The sequence below is a fragment of the Microbacterium sp. NPDC055357 genome (genome assembly GCF_053644835.1).
Genome location: NZ_JBSHLZ010000006.1, coordinates 11,637 through 32,479 on the forward strand (window position 1 = coordinate 11,637; position 20,843 = coordinate 32,479).

22 protein-coding genes and 1 pseudogene are annotated in these 20,843 nt (G+C 68.3%); 6 read left to right on the forward strand and 17 right to left on the reverse strand.

Features of this window, described 5'->3' with window-relative positions:
- Nucleotides 1-14: 14 nt before the first annotated feature.
- From ACWICD_RS09440 to ACWICD_RS09470, 7 genes are read right to left on the reverse strand one after another with little or no spacing between them, the layout of a single operon-like run.
- Complete coding sequence (locus tag ACWICD_RS09440) at nt 15-1,376, reverse strand: ParA family protein (protein WP_454140017.1); 1,362 nt, start codon at nt 1,374-1,376, stop codon at nt 15-17.
- Entirely contained in the window at nt 1,373-2,980 is a 1,608-nt protein-coding gene (locus ACWICD_RS09445; protein ID WP_454140018.1) for a hypothetical protein, read from the reverse strand. Before ACWICD_RS09445 ends, ACWICD_RS09440 begins: the two co-directional genes overlap by 4 nt.
- A complete protein-coding gene (locus ACWICD_RS09450) occupies nt 2,977-4,470 on the reverse strand; it encodes an SCO6880 family protein (RefSeq protein ID WP_454140019.1) in 1,494 nt (497 codons plus the stop codon). The genes ACWICD_RS09445 and ACWICD_RS09450 overlap by 4 nt, the downstream gene beginning before the upstream one ends.
- Nucleotides 4,470-5,969, reverse strand: coding sequence for an LTA synthase family protein (locus ACWICD_RS09455; RefSeq protein ID WP_376125166.1), 1,500 nt, complete (start codon nt 5,967-5,969; stop codon nt 4,470-4,472). Before ACWICD_RS09455 ends, ACWICD_RS09450 begins: the two co-directional genes overlap by 1 nt.
- Nucleotides 5,969-6,268: a hypothetical protein gene (locus ACWICD_RS09460; protein WP_376125169.1), complete on the reverse strand. Its 300-nt coding sequence runs from the start codon at nt 6,266-6,268 to the stop codon at nt 5,969-5,971. Before ACWICD_RS09460 ends, ACWICD_RS09455 begins: the two co-directional genes overlap by 1 nt.
- 21 nt (nt 6,269-6,289) lie before the next feature.
- Nucleotides 6,290-6,904: a M23 family metallopeptidase gene (locus ACWICD_RS09465; RefSeq protein ID WP_376125172.1), complete on the reverse strand. Its 615-nt coding sequence runs from the start codon at nt 6,902-6,904 to the stop codon at nt 6,290-6,292.
- A 1-nt stretch (nt 6,905) separates the two neighbouring features.
- On the reverse strand, nt 6,906-7,652 hold the full coding sequence (locus tag ACWICD_RS09470) for a hypothetical protein (RefSeq protein WP_376125174.1): 747 nt from the start codon (nt 7,650-7,652) through the stop codon (nt 6,906-6,908).
- Nucleotides 7,653-8,025: 373 nt separating this feature from the next.
- Between ACWICD_RS09470 and ACWICD_RS09475 the strand changes: the two genes are divergently transcribed.
- Nucleotides 8,026-8,343 carry a winged helix-turn-helix transcriptional regulator gene (locus ACWICD_RS09475; RefSeq protein WP_376125176.1) on the forward strand — a complete coding sequence of 106 codons (318 nt, stop codon included), beginning with the start codon at nt 8,026-8,028 and terminating at the stop codon, nt 8,341-8,343.
- 314 nt (nt 8,344-8,657) lie between these two features.
- Nucleotides 8,658-8,975: pseudogene (locus tag ACWICD_RS09480) on the forward strand (transposase); the annotation flags it as partial.
- A gap of 567 nt (nt 8,976-9,542) precedes the next feature.
- Here ACWICD_RS09480 and ACWICD_RS09485 read toward each other — a convergent pair.
- The 5 genes from ACWICD_RS09485 to ACWICD_RS09505 form a co-directional block, all read right to left on the reverse strand.
- Nucleotides 9,543-9,770 carry an RNA-binding S4 domain-containing protein gene (locus ACWICD_RS09485; RefSeq protein WP_376125179.1) on the reverse strand — a complete coding sequence of 76 codons (228 nt, stop codon included), beginning with the start codon at nt 9,768-9,770 and terminating at the stop codon, nt 9,543-9,545.
- A gap of 33 nt (nt 9,771-9,803) precedes the next feature.
- Nucleotides 9,804-10,457, reverse strand: a complete 654-nt coding sequence (locus tag ACWICD_RS09490) for an IMPACT family protein (protein WP_454140020.1) — start codon at nt 10,455-10,457, stop codon at nt 9,804-9,806.
- 34 nt (nt 10,458-10,491) lie between these two features.
- Nucleotides 10,492-10,884: a nuclear transport factor 2 family protein gene (locus ACWICD_RS09495; RefSeq protein ID WP_454140021.1), complete on the reverse strand. Its 393-nt coding sequence runs from the start codon at nt 10,882-10,884 to the stop codon at nt 10,492-10,494.
- A 52-nt stretch (nt 10,885-10,936) separates the two neighbouring features.
- Nucleotides 10,937-12,136 (reverse strand): cysteine desulfurase-like protein, encoded by a 1,200-nt coding sequence (locus ACWICD_RS09500; RefSeq protein ID WP_454140022.1) that lies wholly within the window; start codon nt 12,134-12,136, stop codon nt 10,937-10,939.
- Nucleotides 12,137-12,201: 65 nt separating this feature from the next.
- Complete coding sequence (locus tag ACWICD_RS09505) at nt 12,202-12,675, reverse strand: Lrp/AsnC family transcriptional regulator (protein WP_376125189.1); 474 nt, start codon at nt 12,673-12,675, stop codon at nt 12,202-12,204.
- Between the two features lie 132 nt (nt 12,676-12,807).
- Between ACWICD_RS09505 and ACWICD_RS09510 the strand changes: the two genes are divergently transcribed.
- The gene (locus tag ACWICD_RS09510) at nt 12,808-14,031 is read left to right on the forward strand and encodes an NAD(P)/FAD-dependent oxidoreductase (protein WP_454140023.1); all 1,224 of its coding nucleotides are present in this window, start codon (nt 12,808-12,810) and stop codon (nt 14,029-14,031) included.
- Here the strand turns inward: ACWICD_RS09510 and ACWICD_RS09515 are convergent.
- Both ACWICD_RS09515 and ACWICD_RS09520 read right to left on the reverse strand, forming a co-directional pair.
- On the reverse strand, nt 14,015-15,001 hold the full coding sequence (locus ACWICD_RS09515; RefSeq protein ID WP_454140024.1) for a cation diffusion facilitator family transporter: 987 nt from the start codon (nt 14,999-15,001) through the stop codon (nt 14,015-14,017). The genes ACWICD_RS09510 and ACWICD_RS09515 overlap by 17 nt on opposite strands.
- Nucleotides 14,998-15,471, reverse strand: coding sequence for a transglycosylase SLT domain-containing protein (locus ACWICD_RS09520; RefSeq protein WP_376125197.1), 474 nt, complete (start codon nt 15,469-15,471; stop codon nt 14,998-15,000). The genes ACWICD_RS09515 and ACWICD_RS09520 overlap by 4 nt, the downstream gene beginning before the upstream one ends.
- Before the next feature lie 147 nt (nt 15,472-15,618).
- Between ACWICD_RS09520 and ACWICD_RS09525 the strand changes: the two genes are divergently transcribed.
- Both ACWICD_RS09525 and ACWICD_RS09530 read left to right on the forward strand, forming a co-directional pair.
- Nucleotides 15,619-16,581: a TIGR03885 family FMN-dependent LLM class oxidoreductase gene (locus ACWICD_RS09525; protein WP_454140025.1), complete on the forward strand. Its 963-nt coding sequence runs from the start codon at nt 15,619-15,621 to the stop codon at nt 16,579-16,581.
- Complete coding sequence (locus ACWICD_RS09530) at nt 16,578-18,239, forward strand: alpha-amylase family protein (RefSeq protein ID WP_376125201.1); 1,662 nt, start codon at nt 16,578-16,580, stop codon at nt 18,237-18,239. The genes ACWICD_RS09525 and ACWICD_RS09530 overlap by 4 nt, the downstream gene beginning before the upstream one ends.
- A 1-nt stretch (nt 18,240) precedes the next feature.
- Here ACWICD_RS09530 and ACWICD_RS09535 read toward each other — a convergent pair whose 3' ends face one another.
- Nucleotides 18,241-18,510 (reverse strand): sugar ABC transporter ATPase, encoded by a 270-nt coding sequence (locus tag ACWICD_RS09535; protein WP_376125203.1) that lies wholly within the window; start codon nt 18,508-18,510, stop codon nt 18,241-18,243.
- 206 nt (nt 18,511-18,716) lie between these two features.
- Between ACWICD_RS09535 and ACWICD_RS09540 the strand changes: the two genes are divergently transcribed.
- The gene (locus tag ACWICD_RS09540) at nt 18,717-19,001 is read left to right on the forward strand and encodes a hypothetical protein (RefSeq protein ID WP_376125204.1); all 285 of its coding nucleotides are present in this window, start codon (nt 18,717-18,719) and stop codon (nt 18,999-19,001) included.
- Here the strand turns inward: ACWICD_RS09540 and surE are convergent.
- Nucleotides 18,998-19,753 carry a 5'/3'-nucleotidase SurE gene (gene surE, locus ACWICD_RS09545; RefSeq protein ID WP_376125207.1) on the reverse strand — a complete coding sequence of 252 codons (756 nt, stop codon included), beginning with the start codon at nt 19,751-19,753 and terminating at the stop codon, nt 18,998-19,000. The genes ACWICD_RS09540 and surE overlap by 4 nt on opposite strands.
- Complete coding sequence (locus ACWICD_RS09550; RefSeq protein ID WP_376125209.1) at nt 19,753-20,778, reverse strand: 1-phosphofructokinase family hexose kinase; 1,026 nt, start codon at nt 20,776-20,778, stop codon at nt 19,753-19,755. The genes surE and ACWICD_RS09550 overlap by 1 nt, the downstream gene beginning before the upstream one ends.
- Between the last annotated feature and the right edge of the window lie 65 nt (nt 20,779-20,843).

Sequence of the window (20,843 nt, forward strand, 5' to 3'; positions counted from 1 at the left end):
TCGTGTCACCGTGGTCAGAGGGTGATGACGGTGGTGGCGGTGGCGCGAAGCCAGGCGTCTTGGGTGCGGGTGCGGAGCGTGCCCCACCGCAGCGGCCCGGATTTCAGGGCCGGGTCAAACGGGATAATCTCCACGGCGCGGACAAGGCCGGCGAACCCGTCGACGATGCGGACCAGGTCTTTCGGGTGCGCGGCCTCCTGCTGGGTGACGATGACCACGGCGTTGTCGGCGAGAACACGCGAGTGCGCATCCCGGGTGCGGAGCGCGTCCAGGAGAAGCGCGGCGGACTCGGCGGACTCGGGGGAGGCGAGGGTGGGGATGACGACCTGGTAGGACGAATCGATCATCCGAAGCCACCGATCCGCGGACTCGTCGTTGCCGGAATCGAACACCACCACCCGGTAGTACCGGGCAGCGACCTGCATCAGCAGATCGAACTCGGACGTGGTGAGGCGTTGGTCGGTGGCGAGGAGTTCGGGGTTGGAGCGGAGCACGTCGTACCGGTCGTCGGGCTGATGGTGCACGAACTGCGCGATCTCCGACACCGCCGCCGCCCGATCCAACAAACCCGGGGCGTGGCGGAGGAGGTCGCGGATGGTGGTGTCGTACCGACCAGGTTCGGTGCGCCAGCCCAGCGTCCCGCGGGTGTCGTTGTTGTCCCAGGCGAGCACATTCCCGCCCCCGTGCCGGGCGAGGACCGCGGCGAGCATCGCGGTGGTCATCGTCTTGCCCACCCCGCCCTTTCCGTTCACCACCGCGATGGTTCGGCACCCCGCCCACTGCGACGACACTGCCCGCACTGCCCGGGCCCGGGCCTTCTGCGCGTGTGACCCGCCGCGGGTCAATCCGAGCCGGGCCCAGAACCGGTGCCATCCCGACCCGCCGTGATCAGGGTCTGCGGGGGTGGTGAGGAAGGTTTGGCGGGGTGTGGGTGGCTCCGCAACCGGGGCCGCGTCCGAGACGGACTCATCCGTGAGGGGATCGTCCGTGGCGGGCGCGGCCGTGGAGGTGTCCTCCGGGTGCGGAGCCGTTTCCCTCACCTCCTTCCCAAACAGTTCGAGCTCCTCCGCCACGAGTTCCTCCTCCGTGAGGGCTGACGCGGGCGCCGTGTCGGGGGCCTCGTCGATCGCGTGCGCGTCGTGGGGGAGGGGTGCGAGGGTTCCGTCGGTGTGGACGACGAGGTGGTGGTCGCCGCGGTCACCGCGGGTGACGAGTTCGATGGGGGTGCCGGTGCGGCGGGCTTCGTCGGCGGCGCGGCGGACGACGGCGTGGCGGATGTCTTCATCGGCGGTGGTGGTGATGGGTTCGGTGTGCCCGTCGGGGCCGGTGTAGGTTGCGGCGGGCCCGGTGACGGTCGCATAGGCACGGACTCTCATGACAGCTCCTTCGATACCGGGGCCAACCAGCCCTCCACATCCCGACCCCACCCATCCGCGGCGGGTGTGGCGGGCCAGAGGTGTTCAAGTTCGTCCGGGTCCAGCAAGTGCAGGTGCGGGTCGTCGCGGTCGGCGGGGGTGACGGCGTCGTCGGTGCTGAACAGGTTGTATTCCCACGGGGTGCTGGTGGGGAAGCAGTTGACGAGGTAGGAGTATTGGCCGATGTAGGCGATGAACTCGCCCTTCTGCAGTTCCCTGGCCATCTCCACGTGTGGGGCGGGGAGGTTCAGTCGGTTGCGGAGCGCGGTTTGTTCTTGGTGGTTGACGCGGAAGATGAACTTGTTCTCGATGTCCCCGATGATCGAATACGCCAGGGCCCGTTCGGTGGAGTCCGCATCCCCGACCGCGTCGAGGTCGCCGATCTTGTGCAGGATGACAATGTTGCTGATCCCGTAATGCCGGGACAGTTTCAGCCACTGTTGGAACATCTGCAGCGACGCCAATGACGTCATATCCCGCCACCCTTCTTCCCGCACCACGTACCGGGTGCGGCGGGCGGACCGGTCGGAGATGACGGCCTGGATCCACGCGGTGGAGCACACCTGCGTCAACTGCGCGGCAAGCTCCCCCCGGGCGAACAGCTCGCTGGTGTCGGTGACAACGATGGGTGCGTCCTGATCGAACTCGACGGTGGATTCGTCTTCGAACAGGCCGGAGAGGTCCCCGTCGACGAACCGGCGCAGCACGAACCTCGGCTGCACCGCACCCTCAGCCACCCGCCGCTCCGACTCCGTCCCCACCGGCGGCCGACCGAGCTCCTCATACACACCCCGCAGCGTCGGGCGATCGCCCGTGGTGGTGACGCAACGGGCGAGGGCGTCGTGGATGGCAGCATGCTCGACAGCGGTGAGCCGGCCTGCGAGGGTCATCTCGACCAGGGCGATGAGGGTGCCGATGCGCCGCTGGGTGACCATCTGCTCGTGCTGCTCATCCGACGCACCCGTCCGCCTGGGCCCCCGATCCAGCGGGTTCAGGCGGGCACCGGTGCCACCGCCGAGGCGGATCACCTTCCCTCCGGGGATGGCTTCGGCGACGGTCACCCACTCCCCTTTCGGATCAGAGGGGACGACGACTTGGTGGCCGAACGCGATCGACCTCGTGGTGAGGGTCTTGATGGTGGCGGATTTCCCGGACCGGTACGCACCGAGCGCGAGGATGTTGGTCGAAAACGTGCCCCGATCGGAGGTATCGGTGTAGGCCTCCCAGGGGGAGAAATGCCAGAGGGCGTCCGCGTTGAGGTCGACCCCGACGATGGGACCGCGGTGGCCGAGGCCGGCGTCGGCGACGAACGGGTAGATCCCCGCCAGATGCTGCGACGTTGCCTGATGCGGCGGCAACGCCGGGGAAGCGAGATTCCAGTACCCGCCCTCGATCAACCCCGGCCCGAACGGACCCCGAACGGCCGGGTCCGGCAGCGACCGATCCCGACGCGTCGACCGGGGTGGTTGCTCTTCCCTGCTGAGCGCGGCGAGTTCGCGGCGCAGGGTTTTACGTTCACGGCGGGTGAGGTTGCCGGGAGTGAAGGTGACGGTGCGGCGAGTCATTTCATGCCCAGTCCGATAGGCAGCGCGTTGACCATGAGCGCTTCGGCTTGCTGGCAGTACAGGATCTGCGCTTCCATCCCCGCCCGCGACAACGCGTTGCGCATCCCCGCGATCGCCTGATCCAACTCCTCCTCCGTGGGAGCGGTGACGGTGAGGTATGCCCCGTACCGGTACTCACCGTGACCTGCGACGATCTCCTGCTCCTGCTTGCCGAGTGCTTCCCAGTCGGCAAGGTCCGCAGCCGACCCGTCCGCGCCGCGCTTCGCACGCAGCTTCTCGTTTCCCCGCCACACTTTCTTCTCATCCCGGATGCGGCGGAGTGCTTTGGAGACGGGGACGGGGGTGAGGACGAGGGAGAGGATGTGGGTGACCGCGTCGCCGGTGTGCGGGTGGCGGGCGAATACGATCGGGGACACGAACCCGACGGGGGCGTCCGAGCGGGGCCACTCATGAATCCACATCGTGCAGTGCACTCCGGAATCGGTGACCACGATCCCGTTGTTCCCCTTCGGTTCATCTAGGAACATTGGCCCGATTGCCACCGGGTCCACCCCCGACTGCGCCTCGTCCCGGTTTTGCACTGTGCCGGCGAACTCCGGATCAAACGCCACCCGTCCCAGTGCTGCGACATCCCGCGGTGTGAGCCATTTGCGGACGCGGACGCGGGCGGCGTGCAGGGCGTCAGCGAGGTTTCCGGCTTCAATGTAGGCAAGCGAGGTGATGGCGGTTTTGCCGCCGCCGAGGGATTTCAGTTGGGCGCCGAGGGCGACCAGGTCCAGGGTGAAGGTGAGGTAGTTGCGGTGCGAGACTGCGAACCGCTCCGACCCGTCCATCACCTCCCGGTAATTCACCGCCACCACTGACCCCTGGTCCAGGTTTCGGCGCAGCCGCACCGTGTCGTAATGGTCACGGGCGGGACGGATCGTGGTGGGAAGGGTGCGTTCTTGCAGGGTGACGCGTTTCACCCCGGGGCGTTGCGTGAACGAGGCGAGGACGGTGGACCACTGTTGGGCGAGGTCGAACCGTTCCGGGGTGTCGTGCATCAAAAACCCCTGCACCTCCAGTTCGGCGGTGACGGACACGGTCCGGTCGTGCGGGTTGTACACGCACGCCATCCCCTCCACCTCCCACAACTGGATCGACGCCCGCACCCCCGGCATATTCAACGTCCCCGAAAGCTGCACACGCTCGGGGCGGAACGACTGTGTCGTTGCCCCGGCCGCCTGCCGGACCTGCTTCATCACCCACAGGCCCGCCATCCGGGGTGTGGAGATCCCGTGAATGCTCGTCAGCGCGGTGATCCCGAACGCGAGGTAGAGGGGGGCGGCGTAGAGGAGTCCGGGTGGGCCGAACCGGTTGATGCCGATGAGGAGGATAAGGGCGGCGGCGGCGACAAAGGCCAGCTGCCACCCGTCCATGCCCATCACCACCCCCTGGCGGGATCGGCGCGGCAACCGCACCGGACGTGACTGATCCATCGCCGCACTCATCACGACGTCCTTCCATTCGGTGACACCGCCGGCCGTGGAACTCCCGCACCGTTCTGCGGCGACGGGGTCGACGCCTGCGGTGTCGGCTTCGCGCCCGGCGGCGGGGTGGACGTTGTCGTCGGTGATGACGCCGCAGCGGGGGAGCCGCGGCCGGCCGTCCGGGATGTCGCGGGGCGGGAGCTCGGGGCGCCGGGGCCTTTCACGGGGCCGCCGGTGCCGGCACGGGTGCTGGTGGGGAGGGCGACGGAGCCGCGGGAACCGAGGGTGCTGGCAGGCGACGCACCCAGCCGGGTCGGGATGCTGACGGCGGTGCGGGCGCCGCTGGTGGTGATCCTCCCGGCGTGAGAAGCGGCGCTCGAGCCGATGCCGTCGGCGGCGGCTGCGCCGACGAAGGAGAAGAGGCCGAAGATCGCGAACGGGGCGAACGCGACGAGCACGAGCCCGAACAGGAGGGGCCAGGACTGCGGGTCCCAGATCGTCTTCACCGTCGATAGCCCGTTGATGATCAACGTGACGAACCCGATCGTCAACGGGCCCGTGAGGAGAAGCACAATGACTGCGGATGCGTATCGGACCACCCATTGGGGACCGATGCCGCGGATGGGGAACACCATCCAGGCGATCGGGCCGACGGCGATCAGGGCGGCCAGGACGATGTTGCGGAAGGTGAACACGAGCATCAGTAGCAGCATCCCGATCATTAGCAGCCCGTGGATCACGAATGCGAAGAAGTAGTTCGCCTGCCCGCCCGCCCACATCACCCCCTGCAGGGTCGCGAACAGACTGCCGGGGCCTTCACGGTTGAGGATGTACCAGGTCAGGTCATCGATCGCGTTCAACAGGTGCCCGGTCACCCACAAGGTCAGGGGTACGGCGGGGATCGCGATGAATGTGCGCACGAGCGCCCCGACGAGTTGCTCACGGTCGCCGGAGACGATCGCGGCAGCGATCGCCCACACCATCGCCCCCATGAGGATCACGAGGATCGCCCACTGCCAGAACGACCATTCCTCAACCGCCGCTGACCACAACAGTGACGAGGTGTCGAACCGCATGTTGTCGGCAACAGCGAACATCATCGTCGTCGCCGACAGCGCCATCCCCCGGCCCGCGTTCTCGAACGTCACACAGACCACGTCGCCGAGACTGCAGCCGTATTCCACAAGAAGCGGCTTCCCGCCGTCGTTGCGGAGCGCTTCGACGTGACCGGAATAGGTCGTGCATACGGTGCTGCGCGTACCAGCCGCGAGAACTCCCGCAAAGCAGTGCAGTGCCGTGACCGACGCGGGATCCGTGGGGGTGCAGGAGATCTGCCCGCTCGTGTTGGTGCAGGTGACGGGCTGAGCCGGAGCGGACCAGGGTTCGCCTTCGATGGGGTTTGCCGCCGCGACCACTTTCGCCGAAGCCGTGGTTGCTGAAGCGGTGGCGGGGAGTGCCGCGCCGAGCGCGAGGAACAGTCCGAGGGCTGTTCCGGCGAGGAGGGCGGCGGGGGTGCGCATCAGAATCCGAAGTCGAAGTTCACGAACCACTGGAACAGGCCGGATGCGGCTCCCAGGACGGCGGCGGCGATGAAGATCCACAGGATGTTCTCGCCCGCCCATGTCCGCACCCGGTCAGATGCCAGCCCGCGGAACGCCAACGCGGCACCGGCGATGATCAACATTGCCAGCACCACAATCAGCGCCGCCGCGAGGAGGTAGGAGACGAGGACTTGGAGGCCGCCGAAGAAGGGGGCGCTGAAATCGGGCTGGATATCGGGAACATCAACACCCAACGGCCAGGAGTGGGAGAGGGACATGGGTTTGCTCCTTCGCTAGGACTAGACGAGGGGAAGACCGCGCGCGGCCATGAACGGTTGCGGATCGATCGAACGACCCTGATGAGTGACCTCGAAATGCAAGTGGCAGCCGAACGACTTCCCCGTATTGCCCTCCGCACCCACCGCAGTCCCCGCCGTCACGGATTGTCCGGTCGTGACGCGGAGGGAGCCGGTGGTCATGTGGCCGTAAAGGGTGATGAGGGAGTCGCCGTGGTCGATGCGGACGGTGTTCCCGTACCCGAAGTAGACCCCGGCGGTGATCACGGTTCCGGGGCCGGCGGCGTAGATCGTGGACCCGCATCCTTGGGCCATGTCATACCCCTGATGGTTCACGGAGCAGTAGCTGCACCCGCGGACCGGGTTATGCCCGTACCCGCGGCCCTTCGTGTAGGAACCGGCGAGGGGGTAGGCCCAGTCGCCGGCGACGGCGGGGCCGCCACCGGGCCGTGGGGGAGTGGTCGCGATCGATTGCCCGGCGAGGGCGAACGGGATCGCGATCCACGGGGTCGCGAAGAACGCGCTCACCAGCAGGAGGAGGATGAGCGTTCCGATCGCGATTCGCTGTCCAGTCCTCGTCTTGGCGAGGGCTGCGATCGCGGCGACCGGGGCTCCCATGTCAGGGCTCCAACGGCTCCGTGAAATACCGGACGACCTTGCAGTCCCCTGCCCGTTGATCGGTATTGGGTGTCGGAACCGAGGCGGGACCGCAGAGAACCTGCACACTCACCCGCACGGTCTCCTCGAACTCAACCTCCGTGCCGGTCCCATCGTCCTGCGTATACGTCAACAGGACATCCATCGTCCCGATCGACATATCCCCGGAATCGTCGTCCGACACGTCGACGAACACGATGTCGCCGACGGGATCGGCCTTCACACGTCCATCGCTGGCCGCGAGGAGATCCCACTCCTGCTCGGGTAAGACAACACCTTGGCGAAGTTCCAGCCGGGCTGCGTCAAGCTCGATCTGCCGGTCGGCGTCCGTGGCATAACGGGTGTCCGGGGTGAACCAAGAATCCAGGTGGGAGAGCCAGTCAGGGCGTTCAGCTTTCGTCGTGTCAAAGGTCGACGCGGCTGCGAGAGCTGCCCTGATGTACACGTTCGGGTCTGACGTGATGGGTTCGGGAACCCAGCCGAACTCCGCCACGCTCGCATCCACGACGGCGTCGACATCGGGCGGCGAACTCGAAGAGGTGGACGGCTGTGATGTGCCAGGCGTCGTATCGGGGGACGGGGCCGGTCCAGGGGTCTGGCGAGACAGCAAGGACGCGACGATGATCGCAACGATGCCGACCAGCAGGACGCCGCCGCCCACCACAGCCCACACCAGGCCGCGCCGACTCGATCGCTGGGATGCCATCATCGCTGCCCCTCCTGAACACTCAGGACGACGAGCAAACCCAGTCCGACAACGAACATGCCTCGCCGTCCGTGCATCATAGACACGAAACGACCTGCTCGAAAAGGATCGATCGAACCGTTCCGAACGGCGTGCGCGAGCGAAGAGCGAGCGGCAATTGGGGCCCGGCTCGCTTGGTGCTCGAACGATACTCGCGCGTGGCGGAGGCTGTCTGTAGGTCGTTCGGGGGACACGCGGAGCGTCCGGTCGACAGGTGTTGCCGAGGTGACGCTCCGATGCTCCATGGGTGAAGAGTTTAACTCGCCAGTAGATGAGTGTCTAGTTAAATTCTAAACCCCGTCGCGTGTGTTCGCGCCGGGCCTGCGAGAATGCGTGCATGCCAAAGATCGCGCGCCCGACAGACGACGACACTGCGGTGCTGCCACTGTCGCTGCTCGGCAATGAAGCCAAGGTCGGAATCATTCGGTTCTTGCGCGCGAATCCCAACAGCACCAGACAACGCATCGCTGACGGCCTCGGCATCACTGTGGCAACGGTCAGCAGCTACCTCGCGGAATTCGAAAGCGCCGGTGTGCTGCTAGCCAACCCCTCGAAGGGGATCCGTAAACGGGGAGATATCCCCGCGTACCGAGTGAATAGCGCGATCGTCACCGAACTTTACCTGCAGCTCGGGCTGGCTCTCGGAGAGATCTAGCATGATCCGGCGCTGACCCCGCGAGTGATTCAGCAGCGCCCCTGTGCCATACCGCATAGCCAAATCCGGGCCTCGGACGCATCTTCCGGCAGATCCTCGACCCGCCGCCACGCGACCAGTAGCGTCTCACCGAAGAGGCCGGCGGCATCATCCGCCCGCGCCCGATCCGCCGGTGCAGGAACCGCAACAGGTCCGCATTCGATTCGCGCAGCGCTGTTGGTCAAAAGCCGATTCTTGCGATTGATAGGGGTCACGGCGCAACGCCCTCGCACTACATCTGCTGGTCCCCACCGAAACCGAACACCACCCGTGCGGGGAAGCAGGCGCCGAACTCGCGGAACGGGTCGACGCCGAAAATGGTGCGGACCGAGATCGACGAGGTCACCATCCAGGTGCCGCGGGATTGGGCTGGGACGTTCAGCCCGGTGGTGCTGCCGAAGCATCAGCGCCGGATCGCCGGGTTCGATGACGCGGTGATCTCGTGGTAGGAGAGCGGCATGACCACCGGCGATATCGCCAAGCATCTCTCCGACCTTTATGGCAGCGAGGTGTAGCGGGACTTGGTGTCGGCGGTGACCGACAAGGTCATCGGCGATATGCAGGAATGGCAAGCATGCCCCCTCGACGGGATCTAGGGACTGCTGCACGAGTAGGCGACATCTGATCACGTTTGCCCGGTAGGGTCAGCCTGGAAGTGAGCTGCTGTGTCCAGGCCCGTGTGGGAGTTCCGTGGTGATCTCGAGTGCGTCGTCGAGAACCACGACTGCGCGCGAAGGTTGAGGATGCGTCGTCGTGCTCTCGAACCCGCGTGATTCCGCGGAAATCTACCTGAACCACCACCCATCACCGTTCGATCGGTGGAGTTCAAATCCCTCCGTCGCGCGCACGTCGACGAGGCCCCTTCCGAGGACTTGAAAGCGTGCCCACATTTTGCCCACACCTGAGTCGTTATCGGCGCTCCCAGTGGCCCTCAACAAGCGCCGAAGTTGTTGCGAAACCGCGATTTTCCGGGACAGTTGCCGTCAACCTCCGCGAACCGCTCTGCCCGTAGGTTCCTCATAATCGTGAGGTCGAGAGTTCGAATCTCTCTCCCGCTACGCAATGAAGGCCCCGGCTTGTTCCGGGGCTTTTTGCATGACCGGATACGGGACGAAGCGCTGACCCCCGACGACACGCGGGAATGATCATCCCCGGCATCCTCACGGACAGACGCGGACCCTGCGGCCTCCGAAGCTGACGATGTCGCCGAGCTGCAGCTGCCGTCCGCGGCGGCGGTCGACCTCGTCGTTCACCATCACGTAGCCGTCGATGATGGCCTCTTTCACATCTCCGCCGGAGTCGAGGAGCCCGGCGAACTTCAGGAACTGCCCCAGGCGGATCGACTCACCGCCGATCGGGACATCGTCGATGGGGGTCGGATTCGTCATTCCCGGATGCTAGCCGACCCGGCTCCGTTCCCTTCACGCCGCCACGTCGACGATGCGCTGCGCCCCATAGACCGGGACGAGTGCACCGCCCGTCGCGGCGGCGATATCGGCCGTGAAGGTGCCGACGAGGTGCGGCGCCAGCCACACCTCGAACGTCGTCTGATCGGCGTAGTTCGATTCGCCGAGACTCGCACGATGTCGTGACGCCCATTCGCGAAGCAGATGGTCGATGCGGCCCGCGTCCGCATGACCGACGGCGAGCGTCGCCTGAGTCAAGACCTCGCGCCGCACCAGCCGAACTCGATCGAGTGCCTCCGAGGTCGCCGAGGAATACGCGCGCACGAGTCCGCCCGCGCCGAGCTTCACGCCGCCGAAATAGCGGGTGACGATCACCAGGACATCGGTGAGGTCGCGTCTGCGCAGAACATCGAGCATCGGTGCGCCGGCAGTCCCCGACGGCTCCCCATCGTCCGAGGAACGCGCGTGCTCGCCGGAGAGCCCCGTGACGAGCGCGAGGCAGTTGTGGTTCGCGTCCCAATACCGCTTGCGCGTCGCGGCGATGAGCTCTTCGGCATCCCCGGGCGAGGGGACAGGAAAGGCATGAGCGAGGAAGCGCGACTTCTTGACGATGAGCTCGTGCTCGATCGGCGTCGCGATCGTGCTCGGGTAGCGCGGCGTCGAAGTCACGCTCCCACGCTAGCCACGATGACGCGGACCGGATTCACGGTGTCGACGGCGACGGGTCATCGTGCGTGATCGTCGTCTGCTGGTACAGCGCCAGCCTGACCTCGTCGTCGATGACGCAGTAGTGGCTCGTCATGAGGGCGGTGAACGACTCGCCATCGCGCTCAGCGCGTGCCCGATAGACGAGGGCGGCTGATGCGACGCCGGTCGGAATGACTCGCGCGTCAGAGAGGACGTAGGCCGCCCACGGCGGCGATTCGTTCAACGACTCGGCCACCGTCGCGCGGTCGAGGATCATCCCGTTCACCAGGACCATGACGGCATCCTCGGTCATCAGCTCGCCGTAGAACGTGCCTCCGCGAGAAGCGCAGAGTGCATCCCATCCGCGATGTTCCAGGGGCAGGAGCGTGTCGAGCGTCAGCCGGTCCATGAGTTCAGCCTCGCGCGTCCGCGTCGGATCCTCCAGAGCAGCGCGTGTGCGATCAGCGCAGGAAGTCGTCGAGCGCCTCGATGAGCCGATCGATCTCGGCGTCGTCGTTGTACGGTGCCAAGCCGACCCGCACGCCCGCATCCGTGCCCGTCGCGAGCGCGCGGAAGGGCTCGTGCGCATAGAAGGTGCCGGCCGGTGCCGCGATGTCGCGCGCCGCCAGGAACCGGCCGGCCGCGGCGGCATCCCGATCGGCGAACGTGAAGAACAGCGTCGGTGTGCGGTCCTCGGCGACCGAGTGCACGACGAGGCGGTCGCCGTGCGCCGCGAGCGCGTCTTCGATCCGATGGCGCAGCCGGAGTTCGTGCTCGTGGGTGAGGTCCGCCGCCGCGACGAGGCGCTCGCGCCGGCTCCCTCCCGCCGGTGCCAGGCCGGCGATGAAGTCGACCGCCGCCGTCGCGCCCGACATGAGTTCGTACGGCAGCGTGCCGAACTCGAAGCGCTCGGGCACCGTGTCGGGCGACGGCAGCAGCTTGTCGGGGCTCAGCTGATCCAGCAGATCGGGGGATGCCGCGAGGGCGGCGCAGTGCGGGCCGAAGAACTTGTACGGCGAGCAGACGAAGAGATCGGCTCCGAGCGCCTGCACGTCGACGAGGCTGTGCGCGGCGTAGTGCACACCGTCGACGTAGACGAGAGCGCCGACCTCGTGCGCGCGCTGCGCGATCCGCGCGACCTGCGGCTTCGTGCCGATCAGGTTCGAGGCACCCGTGACGGCGACGAGGCGCGTGAGCGGGTTCACGACCTCGTCGAGGTCGTCGAGGCGCAGGTCGCCCGTCGCGGGATCGAGCTCGAGCCACCTCACCGTCACCCCCGCTCGCGCGGCGGCCTGTATCCACGGCCGCACGTTGGAGTCGTGGTCCAGCTCGGTCACGACGATCTCGTGGCCCGGCTCCCACGCCTTGGCGAGGTGGCGGGAGAAGTCGTAGGTGAGCTGCGTCGCGCTGCGCCCGTAGACGATGCCTTCAGGAGCGGCACCGAGCAGGTCGGCGAGCGCGTGCCGGAACGCGGTCACGGCGTCCTCGGCGTTCTGCTCGCTCAGGATCCCGGTGCCCCGGTTCGACAGGGGCCCCGTCAGCGTGCGCGCGACGGCTTCGCCGACGACGGCCGGGGTCTGCGTTCCGCCGGGCCCGTCGAAGTGGGCGATGCCCGAGGCGAGCGAGGGGAACTGCTCTCGGACGGCGGCGACATCGAGCATGTGGACTCCTTCAGGCGAGGGGCTCCCGCCGACCATATCGCGCACGGGCGCGCTTGGCGCCGGGGTCAACGCCGTCCGCCGGCGTGATCGAAGATGAGGCTCGTGTTCGTCGCGGCCACCTCTTCGCGCAGGCTCAGGGTGTCGCTCACGAGCTCGCGCATCGCCGCGGCGTCGCGCACGGCGACGTGCAGCAGGAAGTCGAGGTCGCCCGCGACGAAGTAGACGTGCCGCGTCGCGGGCAGCCGCTCGAGGTAGGTCTGGAACCGCCGCAGGTCGCCGCGCGCGTGCGCGTGCAGCCGGATGCCGATGAGCGCCTCGAGGTCGAGACCCGCGGCGGCGGGGTCGACATCGGCGTGCACGCCGCGGATCGCACGGGATGCCACGAGCCGGCGCACGCGCTTGTGGCAGGTCGATTCGGCGATGCCGACGCGTGCCGCGAGTTCGCTGTTCGAGACCCGGCCGTTGCGTTCGAGCTCGCGGAGGATCGCGAGGTCGATGTCGTCGACCTCGAATGCGCGCGAAGATTCCTCTGTCCGCATCGGCCTACCCCCTCTGTCAAGAGTGATTCTTCCTTATGGCCACCTCCCAGGCAAAGAATCTGCACGATCACTGAGGTGCAGCATCCGATTCTGCATACTTGACGGCAGGAAGCCCATGACCGAGGAGGTATTGTGGCGCGTTCGATCGTCATCGGTGCAGGAATGGTCGGTCTCGCGACCGCGTGGCACCTGCAGGAGCACGGCGTCGAGGTCACGGTGCTCGATCGCGCGGGCGTCGCGGCGGGTTCGTCGTGGGGCAATGCCGGCTGGCTGACCCCCGGCAAGACCATCCCGCTGGCCGACCCGAGCCTGTGGACGTACGGACCGAAGGCGCTGCTCGACCCCGATGCGGCACTGCACGTTCCCTTCCGCGCCGATGTCGCCCTGTGGTCCTTCTTGGCCCGCTTCGCCTCGCACGGCTCGATGCGCGCGTGGAACCGCACGATGGCGGCGCTCACGCCCATCGACAAGATCGCCCTCGCCGGCTTCGACGAACTCGCCGAGGGCGGCGTGGACGCCTGGACGAAGAAGGGGCCGTTCGTCATCGGCTTCACCGACGAACCACACTCGAAGGGCTTCCTGCGCGAGGTCGAGGGTGTCATCCGGCATGGTCAGGACGTGCCGTTCGAGCGGCTCACCGATCCGCGCTCACTCGTGCCGCAGCTCTCCGACGCCGTCACCGTCGCCTACCGTCTCGACGGGCAGCGCTTCCTCGAGCCCGGACCCTACGTCGAAGCGCTCGCCGAGGCCGTCCGCGCCCGCGGCGGCGTGATCCGCACCGATGCGACGGTCACGGCGGTCGGCTCCACGGGCCGCCCCTCGGTCACGCTCGCCGGCGGCGAACAGCTCGAGGCCGATTCCGTGGTCGTCGCGACCGGAGCATGGATGCCGCAGCTCGCTCGCCCGCTCGGCGTCAAGGTGCGCGTGCAAGCCGGCCGCGGGTACTCGTTCACCGTCGACACCGACGAGCCGATCGACTACCCCGTCTACATGCCGTTCCAGCGCATCGCCTGCACGCCGTACCAGGGGCGCTTCCGCATCGCCGGCACGATGGAGTTCCGCCGCCCCGACGAGGCCCCTCAGCCCCGCCGCATCCAGGCCATCGTCAACCAGTCGCGCGCCCTGTTCACCGGCATGGATCTCGACGACCGTCACGACGAATGGGTCGGCTCTCGCCCGGTCACCCCCGACGGGCTGCCGCTCGTGGGCGCCACCCGCGCACCCGGCGTCTACGTCGCCGGTGGTCACGGCATGTGGGGCATCGTCCTGGGCCCGGCGACCGGCAAGCTCCTCGCCGAGCAGATCGTCACGGGCCGGGTCGACCAGGCGATCGCGCCGTTCAATCCGCTGCGCTGATTTCGCGTTCCGTCATCGCCTCATCGGGGATCCGATCGACGGGGATCACGACGACGTCCTGCAGCTTCCAGTCGAGCTGCGCGATCTGCTCAGCCGCGGTGCGGAGGACGTCCGTGCCGACGGGGCGGCGCCCCGACGGCACGAAGAAGACCTCGGCGTGGAAGACATGCCCGAGGTCGCGCATCCGCACTCCCGCGTCACGCACCCACGGCTGCCGGCGCATCGTCGCGAGGATCTGCGCGAAGAGCGGATGCGTCTGGCCGCTGTCGAAGGTGCGGGCGCTCTCGTCGACGAGATCGCGCACGGCGGCACGCGTGTTCCGGAAACCGTCGAGCACGATGCCGAGCGAGATGAACAGGGCGGCGACACCGTCGAGCCACCACAGGCCGACGCCGATGCCGAGCACGCCGATGATGGATGCGGCGTTGGTGTGCCAGTCGGCCTTGGCCATGTCGGCGTCGGCATAGAGCAGCTTGCTGTGCAGCGTCGGCGCGATGCGCAGCTTCGCGCGTCCGTAGATGAACGGGCCTGGCACGATGAGCGCCATGACCGCGACCATGAGCCAGCCCTGCCAGATCGTGTACCCGAAGAGGTTGACCGTTCCGATCGTGGGATGCTCCGCCGCCACGAGCCCCGTGACCGATTCGAGGGCGAGGTTGCCGCCGACGGCGAAGAGGGCGACCCCGGCGACGAGATGGCCGATCACCATGGCGCGGTGGAAGCCGAAGGGATGCGAGGGGGAGGGGTCCCGACGGATGAACAGCAGCGCGATGAGGAACGCGATCTGCGGGATGAGCGAGAGCATGTCCTCGATCCACGCCGTCTTCATCGCCTGGGAATTGCCGACGACGAACGCCACGAGTGTGATCGTCCCGACGGTGTAGGCGATCGTGATCCACTCCCACGTGATCGCCTTCTTCAGCGCCTCCCGCTGCTCGGCAGGAAGATCGGTGCGGCCGACCGGGCTCACTCCGCCACCTCTTCGTCGAGGAACATCTCCACTTCGGAGAGGAAGCGGTTCTCACCGAGCGGGACGAGCATGACGATCTCGCGACCGTCGCCCCCGTCGAGCTGCGGGTATCCGCGGGTGACCGCCGCACGGTCGGCCCAGGGAGTCTGCGCTGTGATCCCGCCGACCACGAGATCCAGCTCACCCTCTTCGAGCAGCGTCACGAGCATCTCCTCGCCTCCGACCGTCCAGTCGACGGATGCGTCGTGCTCCCGCGCAAAATCGTCCACCATGTCTACGAGCGGGCCCGCCGGCTCATCGCGCACGACCTCGACGAGCCCCGGTTCGGGTACCGCCCCGGCCCGCAGCACCGACCCTTCGACACGCGCCGTCGTGCCGTTCGGGTCTGCGGGTACGTGCAGGCCGCAGCCGGCGAGCACCAGTACCGCGCCGATGCACATGGCGATCGCCGTCCCGGTCCTTCCGCGCACCGCACGCCCTCCGTTCGCATGCTCAGCATGACGCCGCTCGTGCTCGGCCGGAGGGCCCTTGCGCCGTGTGCGGCGCCGGGTGTAACCCGGTGAACGGATGCTGCGCAAGGCCTTGTCGCGTGCCTGCGCCCCGACGAGACTCGCCGCATGGTCTTCATCGGGTACCACGCGTCTCACGAGCAGCTCGCGCCGAGTGCGGTGTTGCGCGCCGTCGCCCGAGCCGAATCGGCGGGCTTCGACGGCGCGATGTGCTCGGACCACGTGGCACCGTGGGGGCTCGCGCAGGGTGAATCCGGACACGCCTTCAGCTGGCTCGGCGCCGCCCTGGCATCGACGGGATTCTCGCTCGGCGTCGTGACGGCACCCGGCCAGCGATATCACCCGGTGATCGCAGCGCAAGCAATCGCGACGCTCGAGGAGATGTTCCCCGGCCGGTTCTGGGCCGCTCTGGGCAGCGGTGAAGCCGTCAATGAGCACGTCACGGGCGACCCGTGGCCGCCGAAGGCGCAGCGCGAAGAACGGCTCGCGGCATCCGTCGATGTCATCCGGCGCCTGCTGACGGGCGAGGAGGTGACGCGGACGGGGGTCATCGACGTGCATCGCGCTCGGCTGTGGTCACGGCCCGGCGCGCCCCCGCCCCTGCTCGGCGCCGCCGTCAGCGCAGAGACGGCCGGATGGGTCGCGGGGTGGGCCGACGGCCTCGCGACCGTCGCACAGGCGCCGGCGGTGCTCGAGCGCGTGCTCGCCGCGTACGCGGATGCCGGCGGCACCGGCCCGCGCATCCTGCAGGTGCACGTCTCGCTCGAGGAGTCCACGACCGAAGCGCTTGCCGTCGCGCGCGACCAGTGGCGCCATTGCGTCATCGACGCCTCGCTGTGGGACATCGAGCAGCCCGAGGACTTCGACGCGCTCGCGGCCGACCCGAGCGACGACGACCTGCACGCGGGCGTGCTGATCGCCGACGACGCGGCGGAACTCGCGGCGCGCATCGCGCATCTGGCCGCACTCGGCTTCGATCGCGTCTATCTGCACGGGGTCGGAAAGGACCAGGAGCGCTTTCTCTCCCGGGCCGAAAACGACCTGCTGCCGGCACTGCGGAGGCTCGCATGAAGATCACCGACACCAGCGACCTGTGGTGGAAGCACGCCGTCGTCTACTGCCTCGACGTCGAGACGTTCATGGACGGCAACGGCGACGGGACGGGCGACTTCGCGGGCCTCGCGCAGCGCATCGACTACCTCGCCGACCTCGGCATCACGTGCCTGTGGCTCATGCCGTTCTATCCGACGCCCGGCCGCGACGACGGCTACGACGTCAGCGACCTGTACGGCATCGACCCGAGCCTGGGCAATCACGGCGATTTCGTCGAGGTTCTGCGCACGGCTCACGACCGCGGCATCCGCGTCATCGTCGATCTCGTCGTCAACCACACTTCCGATCGCCATCCCTGGTTCGTCGCGGCGCGACGCAGCCGCTCCTCGCCGTATCGCGACTTCTACATCTGGCGCGACGAACCGCCCGCGCAGAAGCAGGAGACGGTCTTCCCCGGCGAAGAGGCGAGCGTCTGGGAGTACGACGAGCGCACCGAGCAGTACTTCCAGCACGTGTTCTACCGGCACCAGCCCGACCTCAACATCGCCAATCCGCGCGTGCGGGACGAAATCGCCAAGACCATGGGATTCTGGCTGGCCCTGGGGGTCTCGGGCTTCCGGCTGGACGCCGTCCCGCACCTCCTCGAGGTGCCGGCAGACGCAGACCTCGGCGATCCGCACGGGTTCCTGCGCGACCTGAAACGGTTCCTGCAGCGCCGTTCCGGCGATGCCGCACTGCTCGGCGAGGTGAATCTGCCATTCGAGGAACAGGTGCGCTTCTTCGGCGGCGAGCATGGCGGCGAACTCGATCTGCAGTTCGACTTCGTCTCGATGCAGGCGCTGTACCTCTCGCTCGTGCGGGACGACCCCGCGCCGCTCATCGAGGCGCTCTCGTCGCGCCCCGCGATCCCGACCGAGACGGGATGGGCCAACTTCGTGCGCAATCACGACGAGCTCACCCTCGACAAGCTCACCGAGGCCGAGCGTGACGAGGTGTTCGACGCGCTCGCGCCGGATCCGGCCCAGCGCGTGTACGGTCGCGGGATCACGCGGCGGCTTCCGCCCATGCTCTCGGGGGATCCGCGCCGCATCCGGATGGTCTACAGCCTGATGTTCTCGCTGCCGGGCACCCCCGTGCTCTTCTACGGCGAAGAGATCGGCATGGGCGAGAACCCCGACGTGCCGGGCCGCGGATCGGTGCGCACGCCCATGCAGTGGACCGACGGCAAGAACGGTGGATTCTCGGATGCCGCGCCGAGCCGGCTCACCTCCCCGCAGCCGGGCGACGGCTACGCGCCCGCGCACGTCAACGTGCGCCGGCAGCGCAACGACGACGACTCGCTGCTGATGTTCGTGCGGAAGCTCATCGCGCGGTACCGCGCGTGCGTCGAACTGGGCTGGGGGGAGCTCGAGTTCCTCGACCATGACGGCGAGGGTGTCATGGTGCACGCCGTGACGGCCGAGGTCGGGCGCATGATCGCCCTGCACAACTTCACCGCCGTGCCCGTGCGGGTGACGGTCGAGGTCGGCGAGGTCGACGAGGGGACGGTCCTGCTCGACCTGCACGGGCCCGAGCAGCTCGAGATCGATGACCGGGGACGGGTCGAGTTCGCCCTCGAGCCCTACGGCTTCCGGTGGATGCGGGTGTCACCGCCCGGCGACTCCCGCATCGCCTGAGTCACAGGTCCTCGGGCGCGAGGTCGCCCTGCCCCTCCTCGCCGAGCTCGGCGGCGACGGGGTCGGTGCCCTGCGTCTCGGGCTGCGCCGCGGCATCCGGAAGATCGGATGCCGGGATCTCGGTGTCATCGACGGGGCGTTCGGCGTCGATGCCGGTCGTGCCGTCCCATTCGGCCTGCGCGGGGTCTTCCGCGGGATCCGCCTCGATCGAGCTGTCGCGATCGCCGAGAGGCTGGAAGTCCTCCTGGGGTGCATCCGGAGTGCTGTTCATGTCGTGCTCCTTTCCGATCTCAGCCTCGCCGCCTTCGGCTGGACCGTCGACCCGGTTGCGGAAGGCGGGAGCCGGCGCTATCGGCGGGCCGGCTCCCGGCCGGTAGCGCCGGAGTCCCTTCCACGCAACCCCCTGGCCGTACCCGGTTCGCCGGGCGACGCTCAGGGTGACCCGTCGTGCGTCGGCGGGAGAGCAGGAGCGCGATCATGGCCACCGGTCCGGTCTTCGACTTCGTCCCCTCAGGGACGGGAGCATGGCGACTGCATAACCGCCGGGCGGGCGAACTCATCGCGTACGTCGAGCGGGTCGCGTCGGGCCACTACGAGGTGGTGTGGGTCGCGGGAACGCACGGCATCCGGATGTTCGACTCCCCGGAGGCCATCATCGATGCCGCATCGGCGCTGTTCACCGCAGAGGAGCATCACCCCTCGACCAAACCGGCGCCCATCCCGCACCGCAGGCCGTTCCACGCGCGGCCCAACGTCGCCTAACCACGGCCCGCGTCGACCTCGAGCCCCAGGGGGACGTGGGACACGGGATCGAGCCCCGTGACCGTGACCCAGCCGTCGGCGAGGAACGCGGCATCCGTGCCCGCTTCCGGCGTCGACGGCAGATCCTCCACCGCGAGCCGCACGTGATGCTCGTGCCGCTCGGACATCGTGGTCTGCACGATGCCGAACGGGGCCAGACTGGCCTCGATGACGCCGCGCGTGGTGGCGGTGTTGGGTGCGTTGAGGTTGACGACCGTGCCGCGCGGCCGCTCGATGATCTGCGGGACGATGGCGAGCGCGGCGTGTGCCGCCGTGTCCCAGTGGTACTCGGTCGGGCGCATGCCCACGTCCAGCGACACCGCAACCCCCCACGCACCGTTCAAGCCACCGGTCAGCGCGGCCCCGACCGTGCCGGAGTGCAGGATCGCGCGCCCCACGTTCGCGCCGTGGTTGACGCCCGACAGAACCAGATCGGAGGGGTCTCCGAAGGCACCGCGCGCCGCGATGAGGGCGATGAGCCCCGGCCCGCCGTGCACCGCGAAGGCCGGCACCTCGTCGAGGCCGGGAATCGTCCGGCGTTCCACCGCGATCCTGCCGTCGGCCTCCTCCGCCATGATCGACGCGCTCGCGCCGCTGGACTGGCCCGCCGGCGCCGCGATCGTCACCGCGAATCCGGCGTCGCGGGCGGCCGCAGCGAGCACGTGCAGCCCCGGGGCGTCGATCCCGTCGTCGTTCGTCACGAGCGCGCGCATCAGTCCTCCTCCGCGTCGCCGTCGGCCGGTTCGGCGAGAGCCGCCAGACCGTCCGGGCTCACCCGGCCCGTCACCGGCTGATCGATGCCCGCCGCCGCGTCGTCGGCGAGCGGTGTGACGACCACGTCCTGGCGCAGTTCGATGATCGCGTCGGGGTCTCCCGTTCCCAGACCGTGCCGCGTCACGTTGAGCGCGCCGGCCGCGGCGCCGAGGATGACCGCGTCGCGGGGTGCCTCGCCGCGCGCGATGCCCGCGACGGTTCCCGCCGTCAGCGAGTCGCCCGCGCCGTGCGTGTCGGCGATCTCGAACTGCGGCGGCCGGATCTCGAGGAAGCCGCCGGCGTCGAGGAACAGCGCGGGTTCCTCGGCACGAGTCACGATGACCGTCGCCGCCCCGGTATCGCGCAGACGCCGCATCGCCGCCATGATCTCGTGCGGGCTCGCTTCGTCGATGAGCCCGTCGTCGCGCAGCTCCTCGTGACTGACCTTCAGCACGTCGACGCCGCCCTCGAGCGCGGCCTCGAGTCGATCACCCGCGAGATCGACGACGACGGTCGCACCGCCCGCGCGCAGGTCGGCGGCGAGGCGGCGATAGGTCTCGGGCGGCAGTGCTTCTTCACCGGCCGGCCCGCTCAGGATGACCAGCCGCGACCGCTCTCCGAGCGCCTCGCGCAGAACGACACCGTAGAGCTCGTCGAGCTCGTGGCGTCCGAGCGGATCGCCGTCCTCCTGCGCGACGACCGTGCGCTCGCCGTCTCTGCGGTCGTGCAGGTACGCCGCACCGCGACCCGACCGCTCGACGGCGGCGACCGAGATGCCCTCGTCTTCGAGCAGGTGGCGCAGCACGGTGCCCGTCTCGCCCGACAGGACGCAGCACATCGTGACGTCCACGCCCAGACGCCGCAGCATCCGTGCCTGCCAGACGCCCTGGCCGCCGGCGTGGATGTGCACCTCGGGGCCGTCGGACTGTCCCTCGACCGTGACGGTGAGGATCGGCACCGGCGCGAAGATCGTGACGTCTCTCATGCCGCCACGCTAAGCACTCGGCGCGGGGATCGTCAGCCCCTTGCGGAGGACGCGAAGTGCCGCAA

What these genes read in the sequence shown, in the direction of transcription:
- ACWICD_RS09530 (WP_376125201.1), top strand. Translation starts at nt 16,578, where the DNA reads ATGAAGATCACCGACACCAGCGACCTGTGGTGGAAGCACGCCGTCGTC.
- ACWICD_RS09550 (WP_376125209.1), bottom strand. Translation starts at nt 20,778, where the DNA reads ATGAGAGACGTCACGATCTTCGCGCCGGTGCCGATCCTCACCGTCACG.
- ACWICD_RS09540 (WP_376125204.1), top strand. Translation starts at nt 18,717, where the DNA reads ATGGCCACCGGTCCGGTCTTCGACTTCGTCCCCTCAGGGACGGGAGCA.
- ACWICD_RS09460 (WP_376125169.1), bottom strand. Translation starts at nt 6,268, where the DNA reads ATGTCCCTCTCCCACTCCTGGCCGTTGGGTGTTGATGTTCCCGATATC.
- ACWICD_RS09465 (WP_376125172.1), bottom strand. Translation starts at nt 6,904, where the DNA reads ATGGGAGCCCCGGTCGCCGCGATCGCAGCCCTCGCCAAGACGAGGACT.
- ACWICD_RS09495 (WP_454140021.1), bottom strand. Translation starts at nt 10,884, where the DNA reads ATGGACCGGCTGACGCTCGACACGCTCCTGCCCCTGGAACATCGCGGA.
- ACWICD_RS09525 (WP_454140025.1), top strand. Translation starts at nt 15,619, where the DNA reads ATGGTCTTCATCGGGTACCACGCGTCTCACGAGCAGCTCGCGCCGAGT.
- ACWICD_RS09440 (WP_454140017.1), bottom strand. Translation starts at nt 1,376, where the DNA reads ATGAGAGTCCGTGCCTATGCGACCGTCACCGGGCCCGCCGCAACCTAC.
- ACWICD_RS09505 (WP_376125189.1), bottom strand. Translation starts at nt 12,675, where the DNA reads ATGCGGACAGAGGAATCTTCGCGCGCATTCGAGGTCGACGACATCGAC.
- ACWICD_RS09450 (WP_454140019.1), bottom strand. Translation starts at nt 4,470, where the DNA reads ATGAGTGCGGCGATGGATCAGTCACGTCCGGTGCGGTTGCCGCGCCGA.
- ACWICD_RS09485 (WP_376125179.1), bottom strand. Translation starts at nt 9,770, where the DNA reads ATGACGAATCCGACCCCCATCGACGATGTCCCGATCGGCGGTGAGTCG.
- ACWICD_RS09445 (WP_454140018.1), bottom strand. Translation starts at nt 2,980, where the DNA reads ATGACTCGCCGCACCGTCACCTTCACTCCCGGCAACCTCACCCGCCGT.
- surE (WP_376125207.1), bottom strand. Translation starts at nt 19,753, where the DNA reads ATGCGCGCGCTCGTGACGAACGACGACGGGATCGACGCCCCGGGGCTG.
- ACWICD_RS09535 (WP_376125203.1), bottom strand. Translation starts at nt 18,510, where the DNA reads ATGAACAGCACTCCGGATGCACCCCAGGAGGACTTCCAGCCTCTCGGC.
- ACWICD_RS09475 (WP_376125176.1), top strand. Translation starts at nt 8,026, where the DNA reads ATGCCAAAGATCGCGCGCCCGACAGACGACGACACTGCGGTGCTGCCA.
- ACWICD_RS09470 (WP_376125174.1), bottom strand. Translation starts at nt 7,652, where the DNA reads ATGATGGCATCCCAGCGATCGAGTCGGCGCGGCCTGGTGTGGGCTGTG.
- ACWICD_RS09500 (WP_454140022.1), bottom strand. Translation starts at nt 12,136, where the DNA reads ATGCTCGATGTCGCCGCCGTCCGAGAGCAGTTCCCCTCGCTCGCCTCG.
- ACWICD_RS09455 (WP_376125166.1), bottom strand. Translation starts at nt 5,969, where the DNA reads ATGCGCACCCCCGCCGCCCTCCTCGCCGGAACAGCCCTCGGACTGTTC.